The organism is Rhodoferax lithotrophicus (assembly GCF_019973615.1).
Classification (GTDB): domain Bacteria; phylum Pseudomonadota; class Gammaproteobacteria; order Burkholderiales; family Burkholderiaceae_C; genus Rhodoferax; species Rhodoferax lithotrophicus.
Map to the genome: position 1 here is coordinate 4449089 of NZ_AP024238.1, position 25325 is coordinate 4474413.

The 25325-nt window shown below is 56.8% G+C and carries 17 protein-coding genes; 5 read left to right on the forward strand and 12 right to left on the reverse strand.

The features are described from left to right. The 3 genes from LDN84_RS20510 to def are packed head-to-tail and all read right to left on the reverse strand — an operon-like array spanning position 1 to position 2200. Complete coding sequence (locus LDN84_RS20510) at positions 1-678, reverse strand: AzlC family ABC transporter permease (protein WP_223913213.1); 678 nt, start codon at positions 676-678, stop codon at positions 1-3. Positions 679-734: 56 nt separating this feature from the next. Continuing rightward, positions 735-1694 carry a methionyl-tRNA formyltransferase gene (gene fmt, locus LDN84_RS20515; RefSeq protein ID WP_223905411.1) on the reverse strand — a complete coding sequence of 320 codons (960 nt, stop codon included), beginning with the start codon at positions 1692-1694 and terminating at the stop codon, positions 735-737. Further along, positions 1691-2200 carry a peptide deformylase gene (gene def / locus LDN84_RS20520; protein ID WP_223905413.1) on the reverse strand — a complete coding sequence of 170 codons (510 nt, stop codon included), beginning with the start codon at positions 2198-2200 and terminating at the stop codon, positions 1691-1693. The genes fmt and def overlap by 4 nt, the downstream gene beginning before the upstream one ends. Positions 2201-2330: 130 nt before the next feature. Between def and LDN84_RS20525 the strand changes: the two genes are divergently transcribed. From LDN84_RS20525 to LDN84_RS20535, 3 genes are all read left to right on the forward strand, one after another. Then, on the forward strand, positions 2331-3551 hold the full coding sequence (locus tag LDN84_RS20525; protein WP_223905415.1) for a LysM peptidoglycan-binding domain-containing protein: 1221 nt from the start codon (positions 2331-2333) through the stop codon (positions 3549-3551). 14 nt (positions 3552-3565) lie between these two features. Further along, complete coding sequence (gene dprA / locus LDN84_RS20530; RefSeq protein ID WP_223905417.1) at positions 3566-4789, forward strand: DNA-processing protein DprA; 1224 nt, start codon at positions 3566-3568, stop codon at positions 4787-4789. An 80-nt stretch (positions 4790-4869) separates the two neighbouring features. Further along, positions 4870-5385: a Smg family protein gene (locus tag LDN84_RS20535; protein WP_223905419.1), complete on the forward strand. Its 516-nt coding sequence runs from the start codon at positions 4870-4872 to the stop codon at positions 5383-5385. A gap of 10 nt (positions 5386-5395) precedes the next feature. Here LDN84_RS20535 and LDN84_RS20540 read toward each other — a convergent pair whose 3' ends face one another. The 9 genes from LDN84_RS20540 to LDN84_RS20580 form a co-directional block, all read right to left on the reverse strand. After that, a complete protein-coding gene (locus LDN84_RS20540) occupies positions 5396-7789 on the reverse strand; it encodes a DUF1631 family protein (RefSeq protein WP_223905421.1) in 2394 nt (797 codons plus the stop codon). Between the two features lie 11 nt (positions 7790-7800). Further along, complete coding sequence (gene secF, locus LDN84_RS20545; protein WP_223905423.1) at positions 7801-8757, reverse strand: protein translocase subunit SecF; 957 nt, start codon at positions 8755-8757, stop codon at positions 7801-7803. Between the two features lie 53 nt (positions 8758-8810). Further along, the gene (secD, locus tag LDN84_RS20550; RefSeq protein WP_223905426.1) at positions 8811-10691 is read right to left on the reverse strand and encodes a protein translocase subunit SecD; all 1881 of its coding nucleotides are present in this window, start codon (positions 10689-10691) and stop codon (positions 8811-8813) included. Between the two features lie 65 nt (positions 10692-10756). Further along, the gene (yajC, locus tag LDN84_RS20555; protein WP_223905428.1) at positions 10757-11089 is read right to left on the reverse strand and encodes a preprotein translocase subunit YajC; all 333 of its coding nucleotides are present in this window, start codon (positions 11087-11089) and stop codon (positions 10757-10759) included. A 114-nt stretch (positions 11090-11203) separates the two neighbouring features. Then, the gene (locus LDN84_RS20560) at positions 11204-14764 is read right to left on the reverse strand and encodes an indolepyruvate ferredoxin oxidoreductase family protein (protein ID WP_435405955.1); all 3561 of its coding nucleotides are present in this window, start codon (positions 14762-14764) and stop codon (positions 11204-11206) included. Between the two features lie 199 nt (positions 14765-14963). Further along, on the reverse strand, positions 14964-15926 hold the full coding sequence (locus LDN84_RS20565; RefSeq protein ID WP_223905432.1) for a chemotaxis protein: 963 nt from the start codon (positions 15924-15926) through the stop codon (positions 14964-14966). Between the two features lie 55 nt (positions 15927-15981). Beyond that, positions 15982-17151 (reverse strand): murein transglycosylase A, encoded by a 1170-nt coding sequence (gene mltA, locus LDN84_RS20570; RefSeq protein WP_317134807.1) that lies wholly within the window; start codon positions 17149-17151, stop codon positions 15982-15984. Further along, positions 17148-17993, reverse strand: a complete 846-nt coding sequence (locus LDN84_RS20575) for a carbon-nitrogen hydrolase family protein (RefSeq protein ID WP_223905434.1) — start codon at positions 17991-17993, stop codon at positions 17148-17150. Before LDN84_RS20575 ends, mltA begins: the two co-directional genes overlap by 4 nt. Then, complete coding sequence (locus LDN84_RS20580) at positions 17990-22081, reverse strand: YhdP family protein (RefSeq protein ID WP_223905436.1); 4092 nt, start codon at positions 22079-22081, stop codon at positions 17990-17992. Before LDN84_RS20580 ends, LDN84_RS20575 begins: the two co-directional genes overlap by 4 nt. A 46-nt stretch (positions 22082-22127) precedes the next feature. On the opposite strand from LDN84_RS20580, the gene glnE reads away from it, so the two are divergent. Then, positions 22128-24818 (forward strand): bifunctional [glutamate--ammonia ligase]-adenylyl-L-tyrosine phosphorylase/[glutamate--ammonia-ligase] adenylyltransferase, encoded by a 2691-nt coding sequence (gene glnE, locus LDN84_RS20585; protein WP_255610424.1) that lies wholly within the window; start codon positions 22128-22130, stop codon positions 24816-24818. A 21-nt stretch (positions 24819-24839) separates the two neighbouring features. Next, positions 24840-25313 carry a c-type cytochrome gene (locus LDN84_RS20590; RefSeq protein WP_223905440.1) on the forward strand — a complete coding sequence of 158 codons (474 nt, stop codon included), beginning with the start codon at positions 24840-24842 and terminating at the stop codon, positions 25311-25313. The last annotated feature ends 12 nt before the right edge of the window (positions 25314-25325 follow it).

Genomic DNA, 25325 nt, shown 5'->3' on the forward strand with positions numbered 1-25325 from the left:
TCATGTTGCGCGGCCAGCCTGTTTGTGCCCGGTTTCTTCAATGATCAGGCACAGGGCTACTGCACTGGCAATAGCCACCACAATATTCAACTTGAGCGGCAGCGCATAGGCCACCACCGCCGCCATGCCAGCCACTCCGGCTGAAACCCTGCGTAAATGGCTGGATGCCAATGAACACCCCACCCCAAGCAACGCCAAAATTCCGGCAAAACCCAGCCCCCAATGGGTCGGGATCACATTGGTCAGAGCGATGCCCAGCAAACTGGCGCTTTGCCAGCTGATCCAGTTGAACAGGCTGCCACCGCTCAGGTAGGCCATTTGCTCGCGGCGCTCCAACTCGGTCACCGGGGGATGGTGGTAATGCCGGGTGAATAACACATAACTCATATCGGCGGTCAGATAACCATGCAACAACCGCCAGCGCAACGGCAAGTGCATCAGATAGGGCCGTAGGTGCGCACTGAACACCACAAAACGCAGGTTGACACAAAAGCTGGTGGACAAAATCACCCACACCGGAGCCCCCACCGCAATCAAGGGCATGGCCGCCAGCTGTGAGCTACCGGCAAACACCAGCAAACTCATGGCCACAGCTTCAAACGGGCTCATGCCCGACTTGACCATGGCCACCCCGGTCATCAAGCCCCAGGCTGCCAGACCGGGTGATACCGAGGCCATGTCCCGAATACCACGCGCAAACGCCGGGTGCTGCCACCAGCTGAGGGCACGCCGGATCAAGTCAACACCTGCCCGATGGACACAGGGTTACCACGCAGGAAATCCGCCACCGCAAGCCGCTTGCCGCTGGGACGCTGTAGCTCGGTAATCAGAACTACAGAATTCATAGCTTTCACTGCAATACCTACGGGCGCTACAGCCACTATTTGCCCAAAAACAGCAGCTGCTTCAGGTGTCTGCGTGCTGGGCTCTGCCGCCCAAATCTTGAGTATTTCGTCGCCGAATTGGGTCGTACACCCTGGAAACGGGTTAAACGCGCGGACTTTTCGGGCGATGGTGGGTGCCGACTGTGACCAATCAATGCCGGCCTCGGCCTTGTTGATCTTGCTGGCATAGGTGATACCCTCCAGCGGCTGGGCGACCGGTTGCAGCCGCTGCTGCCCAGCCATCACCAGCACCTGCACCATCAAGCGGCCACCCAGCTCGGCCAGCCGGTCATGTAATCGACCCGTGGTGTCATCAGGCAGGATCGGCAACGACTGGCTCAACAACATATCCCCCGTGTCCAGACCCGCGTCCATTTGCATGATGGTGATGCCAGTTTGGGCATCACCTGCCTCAATGGCCCGGTGAATGGGGGCTGCACCACGCCAGCGTGGCAGCAAAGAGGCATGGATGTTGAAGCACCCCAGGTGCGGCACATCCAGTACCCATTGCGGCAGGATCAGGCCATATGCCGCCACCACCATGGCATCGGCCTGGGCCGCCTTGATCACCTGGCAGGCAACGGCCGCTTCTTCTGCGTATTTGCCATCCAGCCGCAGGCTGCGCGGTTGTGCCACCGGGATACCCAACTGCAGGGCCAGTTGCTTGACCGGTGAGGCCTGAAGTTTCATGCCACGCCCGGCCGGACGATCCGGCTGGCTGAGCACCAGAACCACGTCATGCCCGGCCGCGTGCAAAGCGGCCAGCGCCACGGCGGCAAATTCAGGCGTCCCAGCAAAAATCAGCCTCACTCGCGAGCTCCGCGCTGAGCTTTGAGCATCTTGGTCTTGATGCGATTGCGCTTGAGAGGCGATAAATATTCCACAAAAACCTTACCCATCAAATGATCCATTTCGTGCTGAATACACACCGCCAACAGGCCATCGGCCTCAATCAGGCGATTTTGACCCGCTCCGTCAAGCGCTTCGACCTTGATGCTGTCATGGCGCTGTACACCGTCATAAATACCCGGTACCGACAGGCAGCCCTCCTCGTTCAAGTGTGTTTCAGGGCTGACCCAGATCAGTCGGGGATTAATCAGCACCAATGGATCATCACGCCCCTCGGACACGTCAATCACGATCAAGCGCTCATGCACATCCACTTGCGTGGCAGCGAGCCCCACGCCCTTGGCCTCGTACATGGTCTCAAGCATGTCGGCCATCAGGGTCTGAATGCGGGCATCCACAGCAGCTACTGGCTTGGCCACGGTGTGTAATTTAGGGTCAGGAAAACAAAGAATGGAGAGTAAAGCCATGGTGTCACTTCAAAGAAGGTGGTATTTTCGCTATTTTTATGTGGGCTTGCCCGCCACACAAGGGACAATCGTTGTCCAATCAAGGGCTTGGGCAGAAAATCTCATGCGATTCAACAGGACACTCTTCACCATGGCGAAACCTTACTTTGACGCTGTTACGGCTACGATGACCCTGACGGCACTGGCTTGCAGCCTGCTAGCAGGCCCCACCAGCGCACAAACCTTCCCGATTTCAGCCCAACAACGCGCCACGGCCAACCAAGTGGCTCAAGCAGGCATACCTTTGGGCGAGCTCAAGACCGATGCCCCGGCCAGTTACATCGTGAAGGCCGGAGACACCCTGTGGGGTATCTCCAACTTGTTTTTGAACAAGGCTTGGCGCTGGCCTGAACTGTGGGGCATGAACCTGACCGACATTAAAAACCCGCACCGGATCTACCCGGGGCAAACGCTGTTTTTGGACACCAGCGAAGGACGTGCTCGCTTGCGTATGCGTGCGGCCAGTGTTGACTTTGACGGTAGTGAGTTGCCCACCGTCAAGGTATCCCCCCAGACCCGTGTGGAAAATTTGGCCGCCAGTGCCTTGCCCACTCTGAAAAATCAGATGATCGAGCCGTTTCTGGCTGAGCCGATGATCGTGGATGAGCTGACGTTCAACAATGCACCACGTATTGTGGCTACACAAGACAGCCGGGTGCTGATCACCCGTGGTGACCGGGCTTACGCACGCGGCCCGGCTGGCGCAGAGCTGATCGATAACCCTTCGCAAAAACAGAAGGCCTACCGGATATTTCGCAATGCCACCCCATTGAAAGATCCACTGACCGCGGAAGTACTGGGTTTTGAAGCCCAGTACGTTGGGAAAGCCCTGCTGGTGCGCAGTGAAACCACACAAACCAGCCCAGGCACTGATGGCAAAGACATCACTGACATCGTCCCAGCCACACTGGACATCATCGAGGCCAAAGAAGAAATGCGCGTGGGTGACCGCCTGCTGCCTGAGCCGCCGCGCGAATTCCAGAGCTACATGCCCCATGCCCCGACCAGTCCGGTAGACGCACGCATTGTGTCGGTGTATGGCAGCGCCGTGGCCAATGCATCACAGAACCAGGTGGTGACCATCAACCGTGGCAAACGCGATGGCATGGAAAGTGGTCATGTGCTGGCCATCCTGCAAGATGGTGCGCGCTTGTTGGACAAAACCGACGAGGGCCGCCCCCAGATCAAACTCCCCGACGAACGCAATGGTTTGCTGATGGTATTTCGCACCTTTGAGCGCGTCTCTTATGCACTGGTGCTGGACATCACCAGCGGTGTCAAGGTTGGTGACCACTTGGTCAACCCCAACTGAACCTGTCTGTACCTGTGGATCGCGCGGAACTCGCCGCCTGGTTACGCCTGACGCTCACGCCTGGAGTGGGCAATGGCAGCGCTCGCAAACTGCTGGGCGCTTTTGGCCTGCCCCAAACCGTTTTTGAGCAAAGTGCAAGTGCCTTGGCGCAAGTGGTCAACAGCACGCAAGTCAGCGCCCTGCGCAGCACGCCTCCGGAACTGGAAGCACTGCTCACCACCACTTGGACCTGGTTGCAACAAGATGACCCGCAGGGCATTCGTCGGCGCATCGTGGCGCTGGGTGACAGCAACTATCCCCAGGCCCTGCTCAACCTGGAAGACCCACCGCTGCTGCTGTATCTTCTGGGGATTGCAGAATTTGGAAAAAAGAGCACTGTAGCGCTTGTCAATCAAGCGCAAGAAGCTACAAATAACATAGCGCCCTACACCATTGACCCAGGCCAAAGTCTGGCCGTGGTGGGCAGCCGTAACCCGACACCGCAAGGAGCGGTGAACGCCCACCGCTTTGCCAAAGCCATGGCACAAGCCGGCCTGACCATTGTCAGCGGTCTGGCTTTGGGGGTGGATGGTGCGGCACACACAGGCGCACTGGAAGGTGGTGATACCCAGGCCGGAGGTCTGACCGTGGCCGTTGTGGGCACCGGACTGGATCGGGTCTACCCCAAAGCACACCGCGACCTGGCCCACCGGATCGCCCTGCATGGCCTGCTGGTCAGTGAGTACCCCCTGGGAACCCCACCGTTGACGGCCAATTTTCCCAAGCGCAACCGCCTCATTGCAGGCTTATCCAATGGCACCCTGGTGGTTGAGGCGGCACTGAAATCGGGCTCACTCATTACCGCACGGCTGACCTCGGAGCAGGGCAAAGAGGTGTTTGCGATTCCGGGCTCGATCCACGCGGCCCAGTCGCGCGGCTGCCACGCACTGATCAAACAAGGGGCCAAGCTGGTGGAGTCTGCACAAGACATCCTGGAAGAACTGCGATGGCCTTCCAATGTTCTCTCGCTCTCAAATTCAATAGCTGCCAGCGCTTTACCAACAAGCACTGCAGGATATTTTGATGCTCATGCCTTGTTGCTGGAATCACTCGGTTACGACCCCGTCGGCCTGGATGCGCTGCAAGCCCGTTGTGGTCTGGATGCAGCCGATCTGCAAGCCCAATTGATGGGGCTGGAGCTGGATGGTCTGGTGGCACGCTTGCCAGGCGGCTTGTTTCAGCGTTTGACCAAACCCTGACGACTGGACGCACGAGATAATGCGACCGGAACCAGGGTACAAGTCGGATTTCCGGCCTATTTCCCCTGATCAAGCGACCTATGTCGCGCTACAGTGGCGACATGTTTGAAGTCCTTGCATTTGTCTACGACAACTACTGGTACGGGGATACCTGCCCTGCGCTCCCGACCCTTCAACGCAAACTGAATCAGGTGGGTTTTGCCGACGATGAGATCGTGCCCGCACTGGTCTGGCTGGAGGAGCTTAAACGTGCCAGCCAGAACATGCTGACGAGCAAGTGGTCAGCAGATCCCTGGGCGCAATCAACCTTCTTGCAGCCCTCCGCTTCAACCATGCGGGTATTAAGCGCAGCTGAGCAAAACCACCTGGGGTGTGATGGCTGGTCTTACCTGCTCTTTTTGGTCTCTGTGGGGGCACTGCCCCAAGCACGGTTTGAGCTGGTGATGGATCGTGTCATGGCCACCCCCGATGCACCAATGGAGCTCGACGACCTGAAACTGATTGTGCTGATGGTTTACTGGAGCCTGGGTGAGGAGCCCGCTGCGCTGGTATTGGATGATTTGTGCGATAGCCACACTGGGCGTATCGGTCACTGATCCAAGCCAATCAACTCAGGAGTTGCGCTGGATTGGCCTGCAATTGACTCAAGGCATTACGGGTCGCGCGTTGGGTCAGGGGTTCGGTTTCCTGAGTTTCGAGTAATCCGGCCTGCAAATAAGCAGCCAGGCGAACCGTCTGAATCAGGTAACTGTGCCCGACATTGGAGGCAAACAGATGCAAATGGCCCATGGGGCTACGCCAGGCGTATTGCACCTGTGACTCCTGATCCTTGTACTTCAGTACGAACCACGCCCCCAAATCGAGCTCTCGTGCCCACTCCAGCATGACCGCACTGGCCTTGCCGCCCCCTTCGGTAATGACATCCAGCGACGAAGCATCAACATCCAGCAAGTCCTCAATACTTTGAGCATCCAATGGCAACTCTTCGGCACCATCATCACTGATGTAGTCTTCCAGATTCGCCAGCCGGGCGGCCAGCGCCTGGATTTGATCATCGGCGATGGCTTGTGTTTTGGACATGAAGGCTTCCACCAACACTGCACTGACACGTTTGATGTGCTCCTCTTGCTCAGATGCGGGCATGTTCATCAATGTTAAACCTGCGCGCAAGCACTGCAATAACTCTGGCAAATCCGAAATCACCCGTGCACGGTCAGCCCGGTTGGGCTTGGCACTGGCGGCCCAAATCAGGTCAGAGGCCGTTTTTTTCAATAGCAGGGTTTCCTCATGTTTCGGCCCCTGACGCACGGCAGAGATGGCCAGCACCTCCGCCCAGACTTTGAACAAAAATTCACGAATCTCGTCACGCACCGGCATATCCTGAATCTGGTTGCGGATTTCAATGGTGAACTGGATAGCCAGGGTTTCTTTTTGCTCGACCTGCTGAGCCACACCGACCAGTTTCTGGGTCACGGGCTTTTGCGTCAGATGTTTCTTCAGAAAAGCCAGAAACTCTTCATACACACGCACGTAAACCTTCTGACCGGTATCCGGGTACTGTTCAATGACTTGCACCACCCGTTTGATTTCCGTCTCCAGCGCCGCGCTGCTGATACCACTGGCATCAAAGCCCATCACACACGACCCCATACGATCAATCAGCAAACGTGCCGGGTGATCCAGCCGCTGGAAAAAATCGGGCTCTTGCAAAGCCACCCGCAAAACCGGCATTTGTAGCCTGGCAAACCAGACGCGGATACCGCTGGGAATACGGTCTTCCTGCAGAATTGCCTGAAACATCAAAGCCACCAGTTCAATGATGGCTTTTTCAGCGTCAGTTTGCGCCTTTTCTTTGAGCTCGGTCGATTGCTGGCGCAACTGACCAGCCAAATGCCCCATCATCTCGGGAACCGCGCTTTGCCCACTGGCTACAGGCTGGACCAGATAGACATCCCCCAACATCGGTTGCTGCGCCATGGCCGCCAACAAGTTGGGTGACGCTGGTGCGGAATACAGCGTCGGCGCATACCCCTCCATTGGGGGAGCCGCTTGTGCAGGCCCCAACAAGCGGCCAATTTGCTCCAACAGGCTCTGGGCACGCTCGCCCCGCCAGTGCGGACCTGCTGACCGTGCACCCAAATAACCAGCGGGGTTGCCATACATGGGCTCTCCAGCCCGGTAACCCGCGTAACCAACAGAGCTCTGGGCATTCACTTGCATGGCCGCTTCATTCACCCGATCTTGAGCGCGCCGATTCGGTGTACGTCCAGGCCCGGGCGCAGGTGCATCTGTCTGGCGGCGCCCCACAAAACCTTCTGCCGCGACCGGCCCGGCAGCCGCGGGCAAACCCGCCGAAGCGGTGGGAATATGCGGCGAAAACTCGATCACCGGCAACACCCCTTTGGCGATCAACATCTCGTTGCAACTCGCATAGGCGGCGCGTAAATGCTCGTCCATATGGCGTTGAATCGCCTCGCTGGCCAGTTGCCAGGCTTCCCGCGTCATGCCACAAGCCGTCCACTGCTCCACCACAGGCAGCAACAAGGTTTCAGGATGCGCGATGTCTTGCGGATTGAGATCCCGCTCGCCATTGAGTAACTTCAGTCGCTTGCGCAAATCGTTAACCTCTTCGGCAGCATGCTCCATCAAATTCAGTGCCAGACGGGAGGCAAGAATCTTGTTTTCGACCACCTCCGTCCCCACCAATTCGAACAAACCATCTGCAGGTTGCGCCACCACCACCGGCTGGGGAGTCAAGGCCTTTTCCCAGGCTTGCAACACGGCATCGTGCCACTGTGTCTTGTGCTGCTGATAGTAGGTCCAGGCCTCACGGCGCAATTGCACATCGCGTGAACGGCCACCTTCATTCATCAGGGCCGTCAACCGCTCCTGCACCACCCCCAGCAAAGCGGCCATACCCTGCCCAGCCAACGACACCAGACGCTGACGTACCTGGACAGCAAGCGTCTGAGCAGCAGGAGTCGAATGCGCGGTCGCCATGGCCAAAAATTTTAGACGGTGGCCCCCGCATTGGGGTCATTGGGATCCAGGTCTTTTTTTGCAGTGCCCCCTTTGACCAGGTCTTCACGCGTGATACCCAACCACATGGCGATGGCCGCTGCGACAAACACGGAAGAATAAATACCAAACAAGATGCCGATGGTCAGCGCCAGCGCAAAATAGTGCAGCGTGGCGCCACCAAACAACAGCATGGAAAGCACCATCAACTGGGTTGACCCGTGGGTGATGATGGTGCGGCTGATGGTCGAAGTAATGGCGTTGTTGATGATTTCCACGGTACTCATCTTGCGGTAACGCCGAAAGTTTTCCCGAATCCGGTCAAAAATCACCACCGACTCATTCACCGAATAACCCAAAACAGCCAATACTGCGGCCAGCACCGGCAGTGAGAACTCCCACTGGAAAAACGCGAAAAAACCCAGGATGATGATCACGTCATGCATGTTGGCGACGATGGCCGCCACCGCAAACTTCCACTCAAAGCGTACGGCCAAGTAGATCATGATGCCCACCACCACAAAAGCCAGGGCTTTCAGACCATCAGCAGCCAATTCGTCGCCGACCTGAGGGCCAACAAACTCGGTGCGCCGCATGGTGGCTGACGGATCAACTTCTTTCAATGCAGCCATCACTTGCGTGCTTTGTTGAGCACTACTCACGCCTTTTTGTACGGGCAGACGAATCAACACATCGCGGGCGGTACCAAAATTCTGCACCTGCACATCGGCAAAGCCGAGTTTGGCCACCGTCGCCCGTACGCCGCCAATATCTGCGGGTTGTGAATAAGTCACTTCCAGCAACGTGCCACCAGTGAACTCCACAGACAAGTGCAAGCCACGTGAAAACAGGAAAAACACCGCAGCCAGGAATGTGATGAATGACACCAGGTTAAACACCAGCGCATGCCGCATGAACGGAATGTCACGCTTGATTCGGAAAAACTCCATTAAATGACCTCTTTTAATTCGTTTTCAGGGGTGTATATACGAGCACAAACACCTTACTCAGCCTTCACGGAGCTTGCACCATCAGGGCGCCAAACCGTACCAATCGACACCGTTTTCAAACGATGCTGACGGCCGTACCAGAAATTCACCACCCCTCGCGAGAAAAACACGCCGGAGAACATACTGGTCATGATCCCCAAACAGTGCACGACCGCAAAACCACGCACCGGCCCGGAACCAAAAGCCAACAAGGCCAGGCCGGCAATCAGTGTGGTGATATTGGAGTCAAAAATTGTCGCCCAGGCGCGGTCATAACCCGTGTGAATGGCGGCCTGAGCCGAAGCCCCGTTGCGCAATTCTTCACGGATTCGTTCATTGATCAGCACATTCGCATCAATCGCCATACCAAGCACCAAGGCCATGGCCGCCATACCTGGCAGGGTCAGGGTAGCTTGCAGCATGGACAACACGGCCACCAGCAACAACAGATTAAACGCCAGCGCAATGCTGGAGAACACACCAAACAGCATGTAATACAAACACATGAAAATGCTCACGGCCACAAAGCCCCAGGCCACACTGTGGAAGCCCTTGGCAATGTTTTCAGCCCCCAGACTGGGGCCAATGGTGGTCTCTTCGATGATTTCCATCGGTGCAGCCAAGGAACCAGCCCGCAACAACAAGGCGGTGTCATTCGCCTCCATCGTGGTCATACGGCCCGAAATTTGCACCCGACCTCCACCAATTTCGGTACGAATCACCGGGGCGGTAACCACTTCACCCTTGCCTTTTTCAAACAACAGGATGGCCATACGCTTGCCGACATTTTCACGCGTGATATCACGGAAGATGCGCGTGCCCTTGGCATCCAGATTCAAATTGACGGTGGGCTCTTGCGTCTGGCTGTCAAAGCCAGGTTGTGCATCGGTCAGGTTCTCCCCTGTCAGGATGACTTGTTTTTTAACGATCACACTTTGTCCGCTACGCTCCAGATACCGCTCGGAACCCAACGGCACCATACCGGTGCCCAGTTCTGCGGCGCGCGCCTCGGAGCTTTCATCCACCATACGCACCTCCAGCGTGGCAGTGCGGCCCAAAATGTCTTTGGCCTTGGTGGCATCCTGCACACCGGGCAACTCCACCACGATGCGATCCAGCCCCTGCTGCTGAATCACCGGTTCATTCACCCCCAGCTCATTGATCCGGTTGTGCAAGGTCGTGATATTTTGCTTGAGGGCCTGGCCCTGGATGCGGCGCGCAGCTTCGGGCTTGATGGTTGCCGTGAGCTTGAATTCCGCACCTTCTGCAACGTCGACAGTCTGCAAGTCGGCAAACTGGTCCAGAAGCAGCGCCTTGGCACTGGCGAGTGTCGCCGTATCGTGGAAAAGCACTTCAATGGTTTGGGCATTGCGGCTGATGCCACCATGACGGATGTTTTTCTCACGCAAGCTGGTTCTCAGGTCACCTGAGAGCGACTCCACACGTTTGGTCAGGGCCGCTTGCATGTCCACTTGCAACATGAAGTGCATCCCACCCCGCAAATCCAATCCCAAAAACATGGGGGATGCATGCAAGGCAGACAACCAGGCAGGCGAACGTGACAACAGGTTCGAGGCCACCACGTAACTGGCATTGTTGGTATCCGGCACCAGTGCTTTTTGAATCGCATCTTTGGCTTTGAGCTGACTGTCGGTATCAGCCAGACGCACTTTGATCGAGGTGCCATCCAGTGTCACCAGATCAGCCGCAATACCGGCGGTTTTCAGAACCACCTCAATCTGAGCCAGTGTGGCAGCATCCACCTTGACCTGTGGTTTACCAGCCGAAATCTGAACGGCAGGTGATTCACCAAATAAATTGGGCAGAGCGAACAAGCCCCCTACCACCAGCGCGACCAGGATGATCACGTACTTCCAAACCGGGTAACGATTCATGATCGCCCTTCTGACTTCAAGCTGCAAAAAACTGGCCCAAACACATGGACCAGTACCAAGGACTCTTACTTGATGCTGCCCTTGGGCAAAACCTGAACAACCGCGCTACGTTGCAGCAGGACTTCAACTCCGCTGGCCACTTCGATGTGGATGAAGGTGTCACCCAATTTGGTGACTTTACCCAGAACACCGCCAGCGGTGGCCACTTCGTCGCCCTTGGCCAGCGCATCAATCATGGCTTTGTGCTCTTTGGCTTTTTTCATTTGAGGGCGAATCATCACGAAATACAACACCACAAACATCAAAACCAGGGGCAACATGCCCATCAAGGACGACTGCATGTCACCGCCTGCAGCAGCAGCGGGGGCGGTTTGGGCAATGGCAGAAGAAATAAACACAGCAAACTCCAAAAAAATGAAACCAATCAAAAAATCAAACCGCTGCATGGATGCGCGGACAAACACCAATGGCAGGCAACTTGCCATTGTATGCGGGGTGTTTTGACCGCAGGCTCAGGACTTGGATACACCCCGCCATTGCGTCAACAAACTATCCCATTTTTCCAGTGCGGCCATGGATGAGCGTGACTTGACGTGTCCAAACCCACGGATGTCGTGCGGAATTGAGGCCAAACTTAACGCATTTTGATAGCTACTCTGGCTTATTTCATGGGCACCAGAGACCAAAACAGCACATATTTCTTGTACCATGGCCTGATACCGTTCCAGCCAGGCTCGCTCTTGGCGACGTTCCTCGGTCTGGCCAAAAACATCCAGCACGGTACCGCGCAAACCCTTGAAGCGTGCGAGTAACCTGAAAGCACCCATGGTCATCGGCCCAAAGCGTTGCTTGAGTAGCTCCCCCCGGTCGTTGGTTTTGGCCAGCAGCGGCGGGGCCAGGTGAAAGTGCAGCTGCACATCACCCTCAAATTGCTGGGCGATCCGCGCCATCAAGCGGCCATCGGAATGCAGCCGGGCCACTTCGTATTCATCCTTGTAGGCCATCAGCTTGAACAAGTTGTGCGCCACGGCTTCGCTCAAGCTGGTTTTACCCCACACGGCATCCACTTGCTGGACTTGTGCCACCAAAGCCCGGTAGCGCTGGGCATAGGCTGCATCCTGGTACGCCGTCAAATACGCCGCCCGCGTGTCCACCAACTCCTTCAGCGACGGTTTTTTGGCCCACTCAATCACCTGCTCGGTTTGCCACAGCGCCTGCACCGCAGCCAAGTGCTGGGCGCAATGACGGCCCCACTCAAAAGCGGCCTGGTTGTTGGCCACCTGCACACCATTGAGTTCCATGGCCTGCATCAAGGCGGCACGACTCAATGGAATTCGACCTTTTTGCCAGGCGTAACCAAGCAACAAGGGGTTGGTGTAAATCGAGTCGCCCAATGCGGCAACGGCCACCTGTTCGGCATCCAGAACACCCAGGTTGTGTGCACCTACCGTGGTGGCAATGGCGGCTTCACACCCGCCGTGCGGAAACTGCCACTGCGGGTGGTGCACAAACGCGGCGGTGGGTGTGGCGTGGCTGTTCAGCGCCACAAAAGTTCGCTCCAGACGCATGACCGACAAGGTGGTTTTGCTGGCCGCCACAATGGCATCACACCCAATCACCAAGTCAGCCTGGGCGGCATCCACCTTGCTGGTGTAGATCAGCTCAGGGGTGGATGCGATCTGAATGTAGCTCCAGGTGGCTCCGCCTTTTTGTGCCAGACCACCGGCATCCTGCGTCACCACCCCCTTGCCTTCCAGGTGGGCGGCCATGCCCAGCAACTGCCCAAGCGTGATGACTCCCGTGCCGCCCACGCCACCCACCACAATACCGCAGGTTGCGCTCAACGGCGGCAACACCGGCTCAGGCAAAGCTGGCAAGGTGGCCAAACTGCCCAGACGATCTTTTTTCGGTTTTTTCAGTTGCCCGCCCTTGACGGTGACAAAGCTGGGGCAAAAACCTTTGACACAGCTGAAGTCTTTGTTGCAGGTGCTCTGGTTGATGCGGCGCTTGCGGCCAAACGTGGTCTCCAGCGGCTCAATACTCAGGCAATTGGACTGCTCACCACAATCACCACAGCCCTCACACACCCATTCGTTGATCACCACTCTCTCGTCCGGCTCGGTCAAAGTACCACGTTTGCGTTTGCGGCGTTTTTCGGTCGCACACATCTGGTCATAGATGATGGCGGTGGTACCTTGGAGCTCACGGAATTCCCGTTGAATACGGTCAAGCTCATCCCGGTGATGCACCGTGACACCCGCAGACAGGGGAACACCGGCGTACTTCTCCGGCTGGTCGGTGACGATCACCAGTTTGGCCACCCCTTCGGACACCAGACTGGCCATGATTTGCAACACGCTGTGGCCTTCAGGGCGTTCACCCACACGCTGGCCACCGGTCATGGCCACCGCATCGTTGTACAACACTTTGTAGGTGATATTGACCCCGGCCGCAATGCTTTGCCGGATCGCCAGCAAGCCGCTGTGAAAGTAGGTGCCATCCCCCAGGTTGGCAAACACATGGGTGTCGGTAGTGAACGGCTGCTGGCCGACCCAGGCCACACCTTCGCCACCCATCTGGCTGAAGGTGCTGGTGGCACGATCCATCCACACCGTCATGAAATGGCAGCCAATACCAGCCAGGGCGCGTGAGCCCTCGGGCACCCGGGTGCTGGTGTTGTGCGGGCAACCACTGCAAAACCAGGGCGTGCGTTCACCTATCTCAGATCGGAGTTCAAGCGCGCTACGCTCTTTGGCGGCCAACATGGCCAGATGGTGGTCCATACGCGCCGCCACATCGTCCGGTACACCGAGCTTTTTCAGACGCTTGGCAATCGCTTTGGCCACCAGCGCCGGGCTCAGGTCGGCATTGGCACGCAACAAGGCACTGGCTTGCGGGTTGGGCTGGCTCCACTCGCCGCCCATGCCATCACCCTCATCGTCAAACTTGCCCACCACGTGGGGGCGCACGCGCCAGTTGTACAGCTCTTCCTTGAGCTGGTATTCAATGACTTGGCGTTTCTCTTCCACCACCAGGATTTCTTGCAGACCCTGGGCAAATTCGCGGGTGATGCTGGCCTCCAGCGGCCACACCACGTTCACCTTGTGCAGCCGGATACCGAGTTGACGACAGCTGGCCTCATCCAACCCCAGATCATGCAGGGCCTGGCGCGTGTCATTAAAAGCCTTGCCGCTGGCGATGATGCCAAAACGGTCTTGCGCACTGGCAATAACGTTGTGGTTAAGCTTGTTGGCCCGCACATAGGCCAGTGCGGCATACCACTTGTAGTCCATCAGGCGGGCTTCCTGATCCAGTGCCGGATCAGGCCAGCGAATGTGCAGCCCGCCGGGGGGCATGACGAAATCTTCGGGCATGACGATCTTGACGCGATCCACGCTGACATCGACCGAACTGCTGGACTCCACCACCTCCTGAATCGTCTTCATGCCAGCCCACACGCCTGAGAAGCGGCTCAAAGCAATGGCATGTAAGCCCATGTCCAGAATGCCTTGCACATCGGACGGAAAAAACACCGGCAAGCCACAGGCCTTGAAGATGTGGTCACTCTGGTGCGCGGCGGTAGAGCTTTTGCTCACATGGTCATCCCCCGCCACCGCCACCACCCCGCCATGCCTGGCGGTGCCCGCCATGTTGGCATGCTTGAACACGTCGCCGCTGCGATCCACGCCTGGCCCTTTGCCGTACCAGATGCCAAACACACCATCGTACTTTTTGCTTTGCGGATACAAGTCCAGCTGCTGCGTACCCCACACGGCGGTGGCTGCCAGTTCTTCGTTGACACCAGGCTGGAACACGATGTGCTGGGCTTCCAGATGCTTGCGTGCCGCCGTCAAGGCTTGGTCATAGCCACCCAGAGGTGAGCCACGGTAGCCGCTGATGAAACCCGCCGTCTTCAAGCCTGCCAGGGCATCACGCTGGTGCTGCAGCATGGGCAAACGCACCAACGCCTGGATGCCACTCATGAACGCACGACCCTGCGTCTGGGTATATTTGTCATCCAGGCTGGCCGATGGCAAGGCCTGTGGTGCCAACGTAGTCAAAGGGATATTCATGGGTGCGTTCATGGGCAACTCCGCAACGTGCACATCAGCCATCTTGTGAACAGCTGAGCCAAAACAATTGAAGACCAACCAAAACGCCATCCCATCTCAAGCCGATTGAATGGCGCATGATTTTCAAAGCAATTTCATGCTCTACCGCTTGTAAATAAAGCGCTAGAAGCTATTGAATAGATAGCAAATAATGCCTGACTTAGCGCGTCAAGGCCTTGCGAATGGTGTCCGCCAGTTCTTCCGCCACGAACTTGGCCACATACGCATCCGCACCCACTTTTTTCACATGTTCTTCATTGGTCGAGCCGGTCAAGGAGGAGTGGATCACCACCGGAATACCGCTGTAACGCGCATCCTGCTTGATATTGCGGGTCAGGGTAAAGCCATCCATTTCAGGCATTTCCAGATCGGTCAGCACCAGCGCAACCTTGTCTTTGACCGTTTTGCCTTGCGCTTCAGCCTCAGAGGCCATGGCCTTTAAGCGATCCCAGGCTTCCTGGCCCGATTTGGTCATGATGAACGGCACCCCCATCGCTTTGAGCCCTTGCTCAATCATCATGCGCGCCACAGCGGAATCATCTGCCGCCAGTACCACCGAACCTGCCGGAATATGCAATTTATGAACATCATCAACTTCAACCTGATGTTGTTCGGGGAACACATCGCGCAGAATCTGCTCCACATCCAGTACCTGGGCCAACCGGGTGTTTTCGGCATCCCCATCCAAGCGGGCAATACTGGTGACCAAACCACCACCACGGCCTTCAGCAGAGAGCACGTTTTTCCATTCAAGCCGCACAATTTCGTTGACTTCTTCTACCGCAAACGCTTGCGTGGTGCGGGCAAATTCAGTCACCAACAAAATACCCAGTCCCTTGGTGGGGTTGGTGCCAACCAGAAGCGGCAAGTTGATCACGGTGATCATTTGTCCACGAATATTGGCCACGCCCATGACCGAGGGCGGCGAATTCACCATGGCAGTGACTTCCGGCATGACCAGGATTTCACGCACCTTGAACACATTGATACCAAACAATTCGCGCTTATCGGTACCCGGTGCTTCACCCAAACGAAACAACAACAACTCAAACATGCTGTTGCCAGCCAGATTGGTGCGCTCATCAATGTCCCGCATGGTGGATTTGCTGCTTAATTTATTCATAAGGTAAGTCCGGTAATGACTGAAAGACGGTCTCGCAGGTTCTATGGTAACGCCATCATCTAGGCTTGGGCCACAACACCCACAGACGTAGCGGCTGCTTGAGCCGACCCGCAAGCTCACCCGCCTGCGCACCCCAACCCGCAAAATAATCTGCACGCACCGCACCACGAATGGCGGTACCCGTATCTTGCGCCAACACCAGCCGCTGCAAGCTCAATTGCGGCCCGTTGGAGGCCAGCCAGACGGGCGTACCAAACGGGATGCTGTCCGGGTCAACCGCAATGGATCGACCTGGCGTCAACGGCACCCCCTGCGCACCACGTGGCCCAAAACCACTGTCGAAGTCGTTCAAGGCTTCTTCCTTGAAAAACACCACGCGCGGGTTACGCCATAACAACTCGGAAACACGTTGCGGGTTTTGCAGCATCCAGGCGTGAATACCGGGCCAGGATGCATCGCGCAACTCACCTTGATCCAACAGCCAGCGACCAATACTTTGGTAGGGCCATCCGTTATTGGCAGCATAAGCCAGTCGCACCCATTTCTGGCTACCATCGGGCTCGGTCATTTTCAAGCGGCCGGAGCCCTGAATATGCAGCAACATGGCCTCTACCGGGTTAGCCACATAAGCAATTTCACGCCCACGCAAAGCAGCCTTCGCCTCCGGCAAGGTGTCTATCTCTTGGCGCGAGAACCAGGGCTTGCGGCTGCCGCCGCTCAACGGAGGTTGAAATAATGGCACCTCAAAGCCTGGGCTTGGTACACGTCGTGCCTCCAGCTCAGGCTCATAATAAGCGGTCAACAAACCCGCACTGCTGTCTTGCAGTGACTCCACGCGGTACGGCTGCAAGCGATCAATCAACCATTGACGCTGCTCCTCATCAGTCCCAATACTCAAACGGCGCACTTCCGGGCACAACGGTGCAAAGATCGAACCAGGGCGTTCACAGCTTTTAAGCCAGGCATTCCAGGCCTCAAACAGGGCATCTGACTCCAGACCCGGTAACTCACTCCACGGCACCGCCACCCAGCGGCTATTGGCACGCTGCAGGTTGGGCAAGTTGGCCACATCCTGCGGTACGCCTGCAGACACCCCAGGTGCCGCATGCCCTTCAACCTGAGGAGGTACCGTCTGGGTGATTTTGGGCGCAGTGCCACATGACACCAACACCGCAGACAGCATCACAAGCCACGTAAAACGCAGCGCTCCCTTCAAATCACTCATAACACACGATGCTGCAAGGCAGGCAGGCGATTTCGACAGGCATTTAAAGCCGCAAAATCAAAATCAGCCAGCACCACCCCTGCCTCTTGGGCGCGTTGCGCCAACACCTTGCCCCAGGGGTCAACCAGCATGGCATGCCCCCAGGTGCGACGCTGGTTGTCATGCAGCCCGCCTTGTGCGGCTGCCGCCACATAGGCCAGGTTTTCAATGGCCCGGGCACGCAACAACACCTCCCAGTGATCTTGCCCGGTGGTATGGGTGAACGCACTGGGCACCAGCATCACATGTGCACCAGCCTGGGCATAAGCCCGATAAAGCTCGGGAAATCGCAAGTCATAACACACACTCAACCCGATACGCCAGGTGTGACCGTCTTGGGAGGGCACATCAAACGTCACCGGCACATGACCCGATTGAAGCACCAAGGACTCGTCATAACGCTCCCGGCCATTGTCAAACCGGAACAAATGAATCTTGTCGTAGCGCGCCACACATTCACCTGCTGGCGAAAACACCAGACTGCTATTGCACACCCTTTGGGCATCAGACGGCGCAGCGCCAGCCTCTGGACTGGATACGCTGCGCAATGGAATCGTTCCCCCGACCAGCCAGATACCCAGATGACGTGCGGTGTCAGACAAGAATTGCTGCAACGGGCCATGACCTTCGTCCTCCCCGATGGCCAGCTTGTCCGCATCATGTTGACCAATCAGGCAAAAATACTCGGGTAACACCAACAGTTCCGCACCCGCTTGGGCAGCGGACTGCAACAACTCACCGGCTTGTTTCACATTGATCTGAACATCTACGCCTGAGACCATCTGAATGACGGCAACTTTCATGGTTTTGTCTCCTTGAGATTGGTTGGGGTATGGGTGACTTTGGACACTTGGGGATCGGTCCAGCTACCCGTCACATGTAACTCCTGGGTATTGGACTCGATCAAAGGTCGCCGCAAAAACACCTGCGCCAAAAATGACCCCAAACCCACAGCAGGATTAATCACCGAGGCAATCAATGAAGCCGTCCCGGCATTGATTTCGGGTACCACCACCACTTTCAAATCCTGGGTTTCGTGATCAATGTCGGCCTGGCCTTCCATCAACACCGCTGCATTCACCCCTTTCATTTGCAGATTATTGGTACGGGCCATGCCGTGCTCAACGGTGACATCACCCCGCAAAAAATCAAATGAAAAACCTTCGCTGAAGACATCGCGAAAATCCAGCATCAGCCGCCGAGGGAGTGACTGAAGACTGAGCACCCCAAGCAGCTTGGCGATACCGGGGTCGGCTTTCAGGAACTGGCCCGAAGCGATGTTCACGGTAAACGCCCCGCCCAACGTGGGGTAATCCAAACGTAAAGGCGAGCCGATCCAGGCCACCTGCCCCTCAAGCTTGCCACTGGCCTGACGCACCACATCTTTCATGCCCAAACGGGCCAGCAAGGCCCCGCCGTCAGCAACATCCAGTTTGAAATTGAGCACCGTGCGCCGGCGCTCAGCCACCGTCGATGGAGTGCTGGCGGCCATCACGTCCTGCGCATGGAGTCGAGTCCAATTTCCACTGGCCGTCAACGTCGCCTCAGGCACACTCAGATTAAATTTATGCAAGCGCCATTCGCGCACACCCGCTGCCCCCGAACTACCCGTGGCCATACGATTAATGGCATCAACCTCCAAACGACCAAACCGTTTGCCACGCAGCTCGAAATCATCCACCACAATGTCCAATGCGGGAATACTGACGGGCTGGGCATCAAGCAAGGCCTCAACCTCTGAGGCCTCCGACGGAGCAATGCTCAGGCGCGCCAATCGTGCATACACACGCCCGGCACTGCTGTCCACCGCATTACCCGAACCCTGTCGAAACTCCAAATACCCACTGAGCTCCTGGGAATCCAGATTGGCACGCCACACCGCATCCTCACGTCCCCCCCCCATCACCAAGTGATTGAATTGTCGGCCGCCAAACACCAATGACTCGGCACGCACCGCCAGCGTGGTCGGCACATAGGTCATGGCACCGTTGCTTGTGCTGCTTTGGCCTGAATCGGCAAAACCCACTCTGGTGATTTGTGAAAACACCTCTTTCCACGCATCCACATCAATCACTGGCAACTTGATATTGGCCGTGACACCTTGTGCGAGCAAGGGAACAGACTCCTGCGGACTCAAACCTATACCGACAGCCCCACGCAGCACCCGGGGTGTGACCCCAGACAGGTCACGCTCATAGACCATACTCCCCAAAGCGCCCAAACTCACACTCAAACGATCCGACAACATCACTTTGGAGGTGCCTGCTTGCGCCACACCATTCAGGAGTTCGGTTTGAAACCGCAGTGGCAGCATCGTGAGGGCACTTTTTTGCAGCGGAGCGGGCAAACTCAACGCCAGGCCCTGAAGATTGCTTTGAACCAGCAACTCCGTTTGGCCTTGTCGAAACCCCAGAGTAGCGTTATAGGCGGTCATACCACTGGCTTGCTGAGCCAAACGCGCCACAAACCCCAATTCCGTGGCTTGCTGCAAACCTTCAGCGCTTGCCATACCTGTGGCGCGAATGACTGATGGCGCACCTTTTGCAGCTGTGGTGCTTGGATCGAAGACCAAACCGCCATCCAGACGCACATCACCCCCAAGCATGCGGGCCTGCACCGCTGACAGGCTCAACCCTGCCTGGGTAAAGTTCAACTGCCCTCGAGTGCGCGTGAGTTTGGGACTGTCTGGCGTGATCTGCACATCATTGCCATTCAACGCCACGCTGCCTTGTACGGTAGATTGGTTCAATTGTGCAATCGGCAACACCAACTTGAGCTTGGCTTCAGCCTGGCCAGTGACACCCGCATGGGCCAAAGCGAAACCCAGCAAGCCCCCCATGGGTGAAGCATTGATCACCCGCAAAGCCTCTGGCAGTGAACCCTTCAAATCAGCATTGACATTGACGCTGGTGTGTCGGAGGTCTGCAATCGTCACACTTGTTTGGGAAATTTGCACCCCAGGCGCTTCCGCCAACCGGGCGCGCGCCTGTTTCACTTGCAATTGCAAACGGTCAATCAGCAGCTGACCATTCAGCTCGGTCAGCGAAGGCCAAGGCAACTCTTGCGGCGTTTGCAGGGTACGCGGCACAAAAGACAACGCAGCATCACGCACATCCGCACTGATTCTGAACACCCCCTGGCGCGCATCGGACTGAGGCATCTGACTCATGTCACCCTTGATCACAAAACGCACATTACTGGCCTGTCCGGCAGTGATCGCATCGCGCACATAGTCGCGCGCAAGTTGGTCAATCACCAAGGGCAAATAACGATACACCCGGTTACCTTCCACCCGGCTGAGCGTGGCCTGCAGATCAAGCACGCCGGGAAAACGGCTATGTCCAGGTGATTTCGCAGCATCCGAGGTTTCCCACTTGATTTGGGCTTTGCCCTCGCCATCCGCATTGGCAAAGTTCACCTCTGGAAATTGCACCGCAATCCGTTCACCGTTCACTTGCCAGCGCGCCAAGGCCGTCAATTGCGCAACCTCAATCTGACTGTCCTGCAGCACCCCCGGCACGTCCAGCAAACCCTGATCCAGTCGCACATTGGCCCGGCCGGCCTGCTGATCCAGTTCAAAGTCCACACTCAAACCGCGTACACCGGGTGTCGGAGCCACGGCCGCGACCTCCAGCTGGCTCAAACGCCCTTTGGCGGTGTAAGACTGCAGCCCTCCGACAGGGCCCTGCCAAGTCAAAGCCAATTTCTCAGTTATGCCTTTGGGTGCATAAAGCAACAACTTTTCACGCCACTGCGCATCTACCGGCAAGCGCTGCACCACCTGGGCCAAGGCCGCCAGGTCAAGTTGATCGGCTTGTACCTCACCGCGTGGCGGAATATGCCCCTCCCCAGCCATATACAACACATGCACATTGCCACCAGGCCAATGCAAACCATCGGTAGTTTCAAAAGACAAGGTCTGGGTCGATAGTTCAAAACCACTCGCCAGCAAGCGTCCACCAACACGCCCCTGCACACGCTGAAGGGCTAAAGCTTGCAAGGTTTTTCCGAGGGTCATATCCACTTCGGTCAACGCCACATCCACCATCGCAGCCGCGGGCTGACCCTGACTGACGTCTATCCAAGTTCGCAATGCTCCGCGCCCCTGGCGAATGTCCACACCCAAATTCACATAACGCCGCAATTGGGATAAATCGACGCGTTCCGAAATTGCATACAGCTGCCCGTCCCACTCCTGCCAGCGGCCATTTTGACGCGTCAACAAAGGCTGGACGAATCGTCCCCTCAGACTCAATCGCTCACCCCAGATTTCGGGTGGAGTGGCATCCAGCCGCAAATCGTGATGTCGTCCACGGTTTCGCGCCACCACATCAACATGCTGCAACACAATCGGCTCGGCATCACGTTGCTCATCTGTCCAGCGTACGACACCATCATGGATGGCGAACTCAAGCTGGGAAAAAAACCAGTTGAGCATCGCCGAGTCGGCCGCAGGAACGCCTGCCACGTCCAGGCCCGCCACGGTGACGCGACCATCGGGCAGACGGCGCACATCCAATTTGGGTACATCAATGTAAATCTGCTCAAACCCCAGCCGGAACAACGAACGCACCGACAAAGCGACCAATACACGCGGCAAACTCAGGGCCTCGCGTCCTTGAGCATCGTTCAGACGGACATTGACCAACTCAAACGAGGGCACCATACCGCTGGACTGGGCGGTGATGCTCTCCACACTCACGGGTACCCCCAATGCCCGCGAGGCCTGGGCTTCCAGCTGAGGACGAAAGCTGTCGATTCGCGGCACAATCCACCAGTGCAACACACTCCAGGCCAGGCCAAGCAGCAACCAGGCCAGCACCACCAGACTCAACAGCCAGCGGGTCAAACCAGACCAGGTTTTCAGCAGTTTGGAGGGGACAGGTGTCACATTGAATGAAAAAATTGACAAGAGCAGAATTATGACCCGCCCATCTATGGCTCTCCACTCTCGATTTGCCCAGCGCATCCACCGCCGTTACGAGTCCATATTGACCCTGCTGCCCCCTGGTTGTCCAGGACCTGCAGAGCTGAAAGTCACCTTCACCCAACTCAAGGCACAAGGTCAAAGCTGTGCCAATGCGCTACGTATCACCCGTCAGCTGGTAGTGCTGCGACTGCTGACGCTGGACTGCGAACAGCAACTCGCTCTGGCGCAAGTGACCCAGTCCATGACCGACTTGGCTGAATTTGCCTTGAATGAGGCCCTGACAGAAGCCCAAATGGCGCTTGACCAAACCCACGGAGCTCCCATGACACCACAAGGTCAGCGGGCACAGGTGTGGATTGTGGGTATGGGCAAACTAGGGGCACGCGAACTGAATGTCTCAAGCGACATTGACCTGATTTACATCTATGACGAAGACGGCGAAACTGCGGGGAACGATACCGGACGAAACCGCATCACCAATCACGAATATTTTGCTAAAGTAGTGCGCGCAGTCTACGCGCTGGTCGGCGACACCACTGAACACGGTTTTGTATTCCGGGTAGATCTGGCGCTGCGCCCTAACGGTAACTCCGGCCCGGCGGCGGTGTCACTCGACGCTCTGGAAGAATACCTGCATGTACAGGGGCGCGAATGGGAGCGATTCGCCTGGCTCAAAAGCCGCGTGGTCGCGCCTACAGACAGTGTGCTCAGCGGTGCCACACAGGCACTACGCAAAGTGGTCATGCCCTTTGTGTTCAGGCGCTACCTTGACTACAACGTGTTTGATGCATTGCGCATACTGCACCGTCAAATTCGGGAGCATTCAGTCAAACGCAGTGCTGGCCATCCTGAACGAGCCAACGATGTGAAACTGTCACGTGGTGGCATCCGCGAGATTGAATTCACCGTACAACTGCTGCAAGTGGTACGCGCTGGTCAGTTCCCCGAATTACGCACCCGCCCGACCTTGAGCGCCTTGCCACGCTTGGTACGGGCAGGTTTGATGCTTGCACCCGCTGCTGCCAACCTGGCCAGAGCCTACGTTTTTTTGCGCCAGCTTGAGCACCGTATTCAATATCTGGACGACCAGCAAACGCATGTGCTGCCTACGCAGGATCAAGACCTGAACTGGATTGCACACACCATGGGGTATGAAACCTCACAGCAATTACTTGGGCAGCTGGATGCCCACCGCGAAATTGTGGCTCAAGAGTTTGATAAGCTGCTGGGCGGCCCTAACCCCCAATGTAAAGGCTGCCAGAGTATCAAACCAACCGATGCCATCCAAACCATGGACGAGCTCCTCCCTCAACTGGGAGAGAGCTTTCGCCAGCGGCTTGATGCCTGGAGAGCACACCCACGCGTGCTCGCCTTGCGTGACGAAGCTCGGGTTCGCCTGTGGCGCCTGATCGCACGCACCGCGCAATGGGTCAAGGAAGGCACGGTCACCGAAGAAGCCGCCGTGCGCTTGACGGACTGGATCGAATCCCTGCTGCGCCGTGAAAGTTACTTGGCTCTTTTGTGGGAGCGACCCAATGTACACGAACGTCTGTTGCGCCTGCTGGGAGCGGCTCGCTGGCCTGCCAAATACCTGATGCTGCACCCCGGTGTGATTGATGAGTTGGCTGGAGCAGACATTTTTTATGAACGCTTTAATCCTCAGGAGTTTGAGACCGACCTGGATCACCGCCGTCAGGCCCTCATGGGGACAGGGGAAGATGACGAAGAGGCTTTGCTGAACCTGCTGCGCCGAGCCCACCATGCCGAAGTGTTTCGCACCCTGGCGCGTGACGTGGAAGGCAAGCTCAGTGTGGAGCAAGTGGCCGACGACCTCAGTGCCCTGGCCGATGCAGTGCTACGCATCACCACCCGTTGGTGCTGGTCACTGCTGAAAAAAGCGCATCGTCCAGAACCGCAGTTTGGCATCATTGCCTATGGCAAGTTGGGGGGTAAGGAACTGGGCTACGGCAGCGATCTGGACATTGTGTTTGTATTTGATGACGAAGATGAAAACGCACCCGAGATTTACGCGGCCCTGGTGCGCAAACTCATCAACTGGTTAACCGTAAAAACCGGCGAGGGAGATTTGTATGAAATTGATACCGCATTACGTCCCAACGGCAATGCCGGTTTGCTGATCACCAGTTTTAAGTCTTACGCCAATTACCAGCAACAACGTGGCTCCAACACCGCCTGGACTTGGGAGCACCAAGCCATGACTCGTGCCCGCTGCGTGTTGGGAGATACCAGCTTGCACGAACGGTTTGATGCGGTACGCCAAGTGGTCATCTCCGCACCTCGCGATGAAAGCAGCCTGCGGGCTGAGATCGCAGCCATGCGTGAACGTATGGCGCGGGCACACCCAGACAAACCGGGTCAGTTTGACATCAAACAAAGCGCTGGTGGCATGATTGATGCCGAGTTTGTGATGCAATTTCTGGTGCTGTCACAATCTGGCGCACACCCTGAACTGATGGCCAACGCCGGTAACATCGCTTTGCTGGAACGTGCTGAAACCCTTGGTCTGCTACCCCAAGGGCTCGGTCATGCTGCCGCCAGCGCTTACCGTACCATGCGCCAAATACAGCACAAAGCCCGGCTGGACGAAACACCCAGCCATGTTCCAACAGAAAGCTTGCAAGCTGAGCGCAATGCTATTCTGGCGCTTTGGCAACATGTTTTTACCTCTGCCCACTGATTTCACCACCTTGATTGACCCATGAAGAAAACTGCACAGATCGCGCTCCTTGTTATTGCGGCCACCACACTGGTAGCTTGCGGGCAAAGCGCCAAAGATACCCATCCACAGCAACTGTTAACCAAACGTCTGGCAATTTTCAAAAAATTCACCAAAACACTCGAACCCATGGGATTGGTCGCACGTGACAGGCAGGACTATGTCAAGGCCGACTTCATGGCCCAAGCCTTGGCTCTGCAAGAACTCTCCACGCAGCCCTGGGAGTTTTTCAGCGCTGATGGCAACTACCCGCCCACCCGTGCCAAACCCGAAGTCTGGAGCAAGGCGGCAGACTTCAAGCAGGCCCAGGTAAGTTATCTGGCCGCCGTGGATCAATTGGTAAAAGTCTCGGGCAGCGCCGATCTACCGGCCATTCGCAGCAGTGTGGATGCTGTGCAGAAAAGCTGTAAAAGCTGCCATGACCAGTTCCGCAATGAAACGGCCAGCAGCCAATAGCTTTCGCAAATG

Bases quoted from the DNA above. Each gene is read 5' to 3' on its own strand.
- LDN84_RS20510 (WP_223913213.1), bottom strand. From the start codon at position 678: ATGGCCTCGGTATCACCCGGTCTGGCAGCCTGGGGCTTGATGACCGGG.
- def (WP_223905413.1), bottom strand. From the start codon at position 2,200: ATGGCTTTACTCTCCATTCTTTGTTTTCCTGACCCTAAATTACACACC.
- LDN84_RS20525 (WP_223905415.1), top strand. From the start codon at position 2,331: ATGGCGAAACCTTACTTTGACGCTGTTACGGCTACGATGACCCTGACG.
- LDN84_RS20535 (WP_223905419.1), top strand. From the start codon at position 4,870: ATGTCGCGCTACAGTGGCGACATGTTTGAAGTCCTTGCATTTGTCTAC.
- LDN84_RS20540 (WP_223905421.1), bottom strand. From the start codon at position 7,789: ATGGCGACCGCGCATTCGACTCCTGCTGCTCAGACGCTTGCTGTCCAG.
- secF (WP_223905423.1), bottom strand. From the start codon at position 8,757: ATGGAGTTTTTCCGAATCAAGCGTGACATTCCGTTCATGCGGCATGCG.
- secD (WP_223905426.1), bottom strand. From the start codon at position 10,691: ATGAATCGTTACCCGGTTTGGAAGTACGTGATCATCCTGGTCGCGCTG.
- LDN84_RS20560 (WP_435405955.1), bottom strand. From the start codon at position 14,764: ATGAATATCCCTTTGACTACGTTGGCACCACAGGCCTTGCCATCGGCC.
- LDN84_RS20565 (WP_223905432.1), bottom strand. From the start codon at position 15,926: ATGAATAAATTAAGCAGCAAATCCACCATGCGGGACATTGATGAGCGC.
- mltA (WP_317134807.1), bottom strand. From the start codon at position 17,151: ATGAGTGATTTGAAGGGAGCGCTGCGTTTTACGTGGCTTGTGATGCTG.
- LDN84_RS20575 (WP_223905434.1), bottom strand. From the start codon at position 17,993: ATGAAAGTTGCCGTCATTCAGATGGTCTCAGGCGTAGATGTTCAGATC.
- glnE (WP_255610424.1), top strand. From the start codon at position 22,128: ATGGCTCTCCACTCTCGATTTGCCCAGCGCATCCACCGCCGTTACGAG.
- LDN84_RS20590 (WP_223905440.1), top strand. From the start codon at position 24,840: ATGAAGAAAACTGCACAGATCGCGCTCCTTGTTATTGCGGCCACCACA.